This window comes from Phormidium pseudopriestleyi FRX01, assembly GCF_017313335.1.
GTDB lineage: Bacteria > Cyanobacteriota > Cyanobacteriia > Cyanobacteriales > Laspinemataceae > Laspinema > Laspinema pseudopriestleyi.
Genome location: NZ_JAFLQW010000651.1, coordinates 1 through 6210, shown reverse-complemented (window position 1 = coordinate 6210; position 6210 = coordinate 1). Strand labels below are relative to the sequence as shown.

General features: G+C 44.9%; 6 protein-coding genes. 2 read left to right on the top strand and 4 right to left on the bottom strand.

The genetic code is table 11. The annotated features are described in order from the left end of the window. Positions 1-121 precede the first annotated feature (121 nt). The 3 genes from J0895_RS24465 to J0895_RS24455 form a co-directional block, all read right to left on the bottom strand. Positions 122-2026: an AAA-type ATPase lid domain-containing protein gene (locus J0895_RS24465; protein ID WP_340643580.1), complete on the bottom strand. Its 1905-nt coding sequence runs from the start codon at positions 2024-2026 to the stop codon at positions 122-124. 245 nt (positions 2027-2271) lie between these two features. Beyond that, positions 2272-2910, bottom strand: a complete 639-nt coding sequence (locus J0895_RS24460) for an HAD-IA family hydrolase (protein ID WP_207090591.1) — start codon at positions 2908-2910, stop codon at positions 2272-2274. 106 nt (positions 2911-3016) lie between these two features. Beyond that, positions 3017-3172, bottom strand: coding sequence for a hypothetical protein (locus J0895_RS24455; protein WP_207090590.1), 156 nt, complete (start codon positions 3170-3172; stop codon positions 3017-3019). Between the two features lie 272 nt (positions 3173-3444). On the opposite strand from J0895_RS24455, the gene J0895_RS24450 reads away from it, so the two are divergent. Both J0895_RS24450 and J0895_RS24445 read left to right on the top strand, forming a co-directional pair. Next, positions 3445-3810, top strand: coding sequence for a hypothetical protein (locus J0895_RS24450; RefSeq protein ID WP_207090589.1), 366 nt, complete (start codon positions 3445-3447; stop codon positions 3808-3810). Positions 3811-4235: 425 nt separating this feature from the next. Next, positions 4236-5702, top strand: a complete 1467-nt coding sequence (locus J0895_RS24445; protein WP_207090588.1) for a DUF3370 domain-containing protein — start codon at positions 4236-4238, stop codon at positions 5700-5702. A gap of 71 nt (positions 5703-5773) precedes the next feature. Here J0895_RS24445 and J0895_RS24440 read toward each other — a convergent pair. Continuing rightward, the coding region (locus tag J0895_RS24440; RefSeq protein WP_207090587.1) for a tetratricopeptide repeat protein at positions 5774-6210 on the bottom strand (437 nt) is incomplete at its 5' end.

The window sequence follows — 6210 nt, the reverse complement described above, 5'->3', positions numbered from 1 at the left end:
TCGTAACCTAAACGTAAAGGGAAAGTTCAAATCTAATTTGAGCGGACTTATTAGAGGCGAAATGAGCAGCGCCCATCAGACTTAGGCTTTGGTCTAAGGCTGTGCAAGAATCCCCGTGTCTTTAGACATCGGGAGTGTCAAAATCCCGGTTATCTTCTAACTGGGCGGGATGAGAATAGAGAGGACAGCCATTGGTTGCCATTCCTTCCCCTTTTTGCGGACCGCCTTTATAACATTGATAGGTGGTACATTCGGCGGAACAGGTTCCTTGTTGTGCTCTTAATTCGGTCATGGAGAGTTTGGCAAAGAGTCCATTCATGCCGCCAATGGGACAGAGGTATCGACACCAAAATCGCCGTTCAAAGATGGCGGAACAAATCATCGCCCCGGCGGTGATTAAGAGGAGTAACCAGGCGGAGAGATAGGCGGTATTTTCTAAATTCCAGAGTTCTTCCCAGAGGAAAATTAAGGTAAATAAGCCAAAGAGAAACCAGCCGCCCCATTGTTCTGCTTGCTGTCGGGGCCAGGGTTTGAGGTTGTGTTTTAATAATTTTTCGGAGATTTTTTGGGTAATTTCTCCATAAATCATAAAGGGACAAACGGCACACCACAAGCGACCGACAAAGGGAAAGGCGAATAAGATTAACGGCCACCACCAGGCCCAAAAGAAGTTGAGGGCAAAGTTGCGATCGCGGGTTTGAGGACCGAGAAATAAGATGGCAATGACTAGGGCAAAGGCAATGACGGTAAAGCCATAGTTAATGCGATCGGGCCACCAAGGACTGCGAAGAAAATGGCGCAATTGGGGATAAGCATTCAGTAAATTGAAGCGAAATCGCTTTTTCTTTCCTTGGGCGGCCCAGAAAATTTCTTCGGTTAATTCTCGGGCGCAATCTGACTGGACGATCGCCCGTTCTACTAAGTTTTGCAACTCCCGAATATTGCCGGGAAAATCATACGATTGCAGGCGACGGAGGGCTTCGGGGGTGAGTTGGGGTTTGCTCAGACCTTTGGCGCGACAGTACAGGCTAATATAATACTCTACTTGAGCGCCAATGTCGGCTTTTCGGACTCGCAGGGGAGGAACTTTGAGGGTTTGGTCCAGATGAGGGGCGATCGCCGGCAGATGTTTTTCTGAGATAGCTAGAATTCTGGCCGGGGTGGATTTAGGGGCCGCAGTCGGATCCCCTTCTCGGGTGACGGGGGTATAAGTTGAGGTTTTTAACAGGAGGGCGATCGCCTCAACCAGTTCCGAAGGCAGTTCCTCAATTTTGTTTAAAATGAGTGTCCCTTCTCCTAACCATTCAATCAGTCCCGGGTTCCCTCCCTGCCGTCCAAAGAGTTCTGCACCCCCTTTTTGGAGAATCCCACAGTCGATTTTGACAATCGGTTGCTGACGGTGGGGGGAACCATAGTGAATCAGGGCGGCAATATTATCTTTTTCTAATCCTGGTTCCCCGAAAATATAGACGGATCGGCGATCGGACCCCGCCTCTCTAATCTGCTGTCTGAGACGTTGTGCATAGCGACTTTTACCTACAATTCCCCGTTTTGCTTTGGTGACCAAATAGGGGCGTAAGGCATCTTGGCGTTCTTGTTCGTAAGTTAGAGCACTCGACACCTCGGCCAGTTCTTGGGCGAGTTGTCGGGTCAGGGTTTGGGTGATTTCTGGGTATTGCTGGACTAACTCTTGAACTCGTTCCCCTGGGACAAACCAGAGTTTAGATTCGGTGACGGTAGAAATGGTTTGTTCTGGCGGTTGGTCTAAGAGTAATTCTCGGAGGTTAATCGTACAACCGGGACTCAATTCATCCGGGGAACTGGGGGTAGTTTTTAGGGAAGTTTGTAACTGTCCTTGAAGGAGGATGTAGAATCCGTTGGGGGTTTTTTCGGGTTCGGCGATTATTTCATTTGCCGGTAATATTTGTTCTTGGATGACCTCGGCGATCGCTGTTAATACGGGTTCGGATAAACCACTCAATGCCGTTCGTTCCTGTAACCAAGTCACTAGATTAATTTCTACCATAATTTCTCTTGATTTGTGCACCGTGTTTCTTGATTTTAGCCCTTTTATTATTCCCTATTACCTAATATTTTTATCTCCATTGACAGAAAAAACGAATAGGGATGATTTATTTTTCGGAATGCCTTAAGGTAAAAGACCTTGCTCTCTAGTCTAAATCATGGAGGTCATTTTGAGTCGAGAATTGACCCCTAATTTGATTTTAAAAAAATACCCTATAATTCTCTCAATAATAGAGGACTTATCGATTACTGTAATCGGGCGATCGCCTCAATCAACTCCTGGGGTTTGTCAATCGCCAAATCAGGGTTATATTTATTCAAAACCGCTTTAGAATTAAATCCCCAACTCACGGCTATCACTTTAATTTTAGCTTTTTTAGCTGCTTCTATATCCCGAGTTTCATCCCCAACATAAATTACATTTTCTGGGGAAATACCTTCTTTTTTTAAAAAATTTTTAATAGTTTTATTTTTCCCAAATAAGGTAGACCCAGCATAAATAAAGCTAAAAACTTGAGTCATGTCATTTCTCTCTAAAAATCCCTTAACATTTTCCAGGGAATTAGAGGTTACTATTCCGAGGTTATATTCTTGATTATTTAAAAAATGCAAAGCCTCTAATATACCCGGAATAGGCTTTAAATTTTGAACTTCATGATTTAATTCTAATTTAACCATTTGCAACAAAAAAGGAACTTTAAAAATAGGAATCCCTGAAGTCTTGATAATTTGCATTGAATTCATATTCCTCATTTCTTCCATATCTTCTGGAGTCGTTTTTTTATACCCAAATTCTCCCGACAAACGATTAGTGATTTTTAAAATAGACTCTAGGGTATCCGCGATCGTCCCATCAAAATCAAACAAAATTGTTCTAACCTTCATTAACTCCCTCTATCACTTTACTACAACTTATAGAACCCAACTTTATCAGTAAAAACCCTGCGATTAGGTAAGAATTGGGCGACTTTACAGATAAAAAAGTCAAGATTCAGAATTGTTCATCAGTGAAGTCGCCCCTACTCCAACGGGAAAGATTCAACCCCTGTCTATCACATTCCGAAACATTCACCACCCCCACAGAAAAAAAATCATCAGGGGTGGCATCGCAACGGGCATCCAACACTAGCGGGTTTTCTTCCTTCATTTTAATTTTACGTTAGATAATGTCCTCAACTAGCAACCCGGAAAACTTGTCCTAAAATCATCCGAAAGATAGATGCCAATCAAGACTTTAGGAGTTCAATCCCGTTACTTCTGCCCTCGGGCGCTCAATTGGGGGTCACCCCTGTCCCCCAGAACCGGAGTTAGTCCCCTGTGTAACGTTCAGAAATTGAGGGTTCCCTGAGAACCCTTGCCATTTTTCAAATTTTGTACATAATAGGGAAAAGCGTTGTCATTTCTTTTAAAAAATTGCTGATGAAACTCAAGCACGTTTTAGCCGGAATTCTTTCTACTGCAGCTGTTGCCACTGGAATTCTAATCACCTCTGAGGCACAGGCGGCATCCGGCTGTAGCTTCATGAAAGGATTGGGTCAATCGACTCAAAACCTCTCGGATCCTACAGGAACCACGAAAGCCGCTTTTCTAGGCGGTGCCGTATTGGCAGCCGGTGCTAGTATTTTGGCAATCCGTCGTCTGGCAGGCGATCGCCATCCCGAACATCCAGAATTTTCCTCAACGGATGAGTTGATTCCCGCCTCAGAAGTGTTCCCCACAGAAGTCACCGAACCCCAGGTATCGGTTTCGGTTGTGGAAGAAAAAGAGGTAACCTTAGTCCGCTAATGCTATCCCAACCGGGTTGTTCTTCAAACTTATCCATCCATTTGGATTCCCCATAACTTTGAGGAATCAACCCGGTTAAAACTGCTTAGTAATTGTCCTAATGGTTATTCAAGGGTTTTCCTCACCTTAGTTCAACCTAAAACTTGAGTCTAACCTAAAACTTAAAAAGCCAGTTGCTCAGAGTATCGCCTCCCCCTTCTAAACTTAGAAATATCAACGTTAAAAAAAGTTATAATCCAGGCACATTTACCAAGAATCGTTAAATTCGACCGAAATATCAGCAAAATTATCCCCACCTCTGATTCTACTCCCCACCTCGGAGAAACTAACCTAGACTTTCCGGGGGTTTAAAAGGGATAAACAGAGGTGAATAGAAGAAATTAACGCTCTATAATAGAAAGACTAATTACTGAGCGTAAAATTTTATGCAGACTTCGGTCAGTCGGTTGAGTGCTATAGGTTTCTGTTGGCTGTTAGTGCTATTTACAGGCGGCTGTGTGACGAAGGTTGACCCCAACCAACCGGGAATTGATGCGGGAATTCCTGATGGCAAACCCCCCAACTCCGCACAAGCAGCATCCCCTCAAGAAATTGTGCAATCCAACGAGGTGCGATCGCTTCCCGGTGGATTAGATCAAGTCCCCATGTTTAATAGTAACAGCCCCGAATGGGTCAAAGTTGAAGGCATTTTACTCTCCACCTTTCCCCCCGACGGCAAACAAGTCCCCGCCGCCCATCTCAACTTTGCCTTTAACGATAAATTTGAGCTATTTGCTCACCATTTTACCCATACTCCCCCCAATTTACAAACCCTCTATATCGGGATTTTAGTCAACAATCCCGGCCCAGAACCTGTTAGGGTAACTATACCCGAAGGTGCAAGTTATTTACTAGAACCAGATGCTCCCTTCAAAGAAAAACCCGCTATGAGTGAAAATCCCAATGGGGAGATTTATTCAGGGCCAGGAATTCGCGCCGTCGATAATGTATTGCGGGGAATCAGACAGGCAGATTTACCCGAAACCTTAGTCATTCCCCCGGGAGAAAATCGGATGTTAATGAATCATCCGATTCCAGTCAAAGACTTAGAAAAACCAATTAATGGTCGTTCTACTTTTTTGCGATTACAGAGTAATGGTCCGGTATATTTAGCTTCCTTAGCCCTTTATGCTAAGACGGATTCTAATGGAACTGAACGAGCACCCAATCTGCAAGAATGGCAGCAACTTATAACCACGGGAAATTTAGCTTTACCCCGAGACAAAACCCCCAGTCCACCGGAACAAGTCAGTGGTCAACTCATTTATAGTCGGGTGGCAGGAGTTCAGGAAGGGTCAAAATGGGAGGCGAACTTAGTGGATGAAGGGAGTGAGTATTTAGCGCTTCCTGAACCGGAAAAAGCAGTCTCTTATGTGATTAGTACCTTACGCGCTGGGACATTAGGAACAGGTCAAAGTCAAGCAGCCAAGCTGTTAGTTCGGTATCCGGATACAGCATACGAATCCCATGCGAACTATGGCGTGCATTATGATTTAACTCTACCTCTGCGAAACGAGAGCGATCGCCCGCAACAAGTGGCAGTTACCCTGGAAACTCCCATGAAAGAGGAACGCTTATCCAAAGGCGGATTAATCTTTCGTCAACCGCCGTGGGATTATCCTTTTTTCCGCTCAACTGTGCGCTTACGTTACCTCGATGATAACGGAGAAACCATCACCCGTTACCTGCATTTATGGCATCGCAGGGGACAGCTTCTCGACCCCTTAGTAACATTAAATTTAGCCCCGAATGAGGTGCGATCGGTCCAGGTTGATTTTCTCTATCCTCCCGATTCAGTCCCCCCTCAAGTCTTGACAATCCGGACAAGGGCCATAACCCCCGACCCAGGCTGAAGCATAAACTAAGTCTTTCACAACCGGATTCCGGATTAGAATGAAACAGCCCTACCCCGGCGTCTTGATTCCTAATCCAATTCCATCTCCCCCACTTCCCCAGTCATTTCCCGTTCCCGGGTTAAGCCGATTTGGACCATTGCCTCTGCTTCTAGCAGTGGGTTTTTAGCCTCAATTTTCCGCATTTTGGGCAACTTTATCGGGTTCGGAATTGCCGCCAGAGTCAGGGCGCGAGTGGTCTTACAGAGGGCATAGTTTGGCTCAAGTTCTAGGACGCGATTAAAACAAGCCAGCCCCTCTTCATACCGATAGGAATGACAGAAACAAGCCCCTTTATTATACCATAAATCTGCCACATCCGGATTAATTTTTATCGCTTCTTCATAACAACCGATTGCCGCTTCATAGTCTTCTAATTGCTCCAAAGCAATCCCCTTATATACCCAAGCCGGAATAAAATGAGGGTTACAGCCAATCGCTTTTTCAAAACAATCCAAAGCCTGAGCAT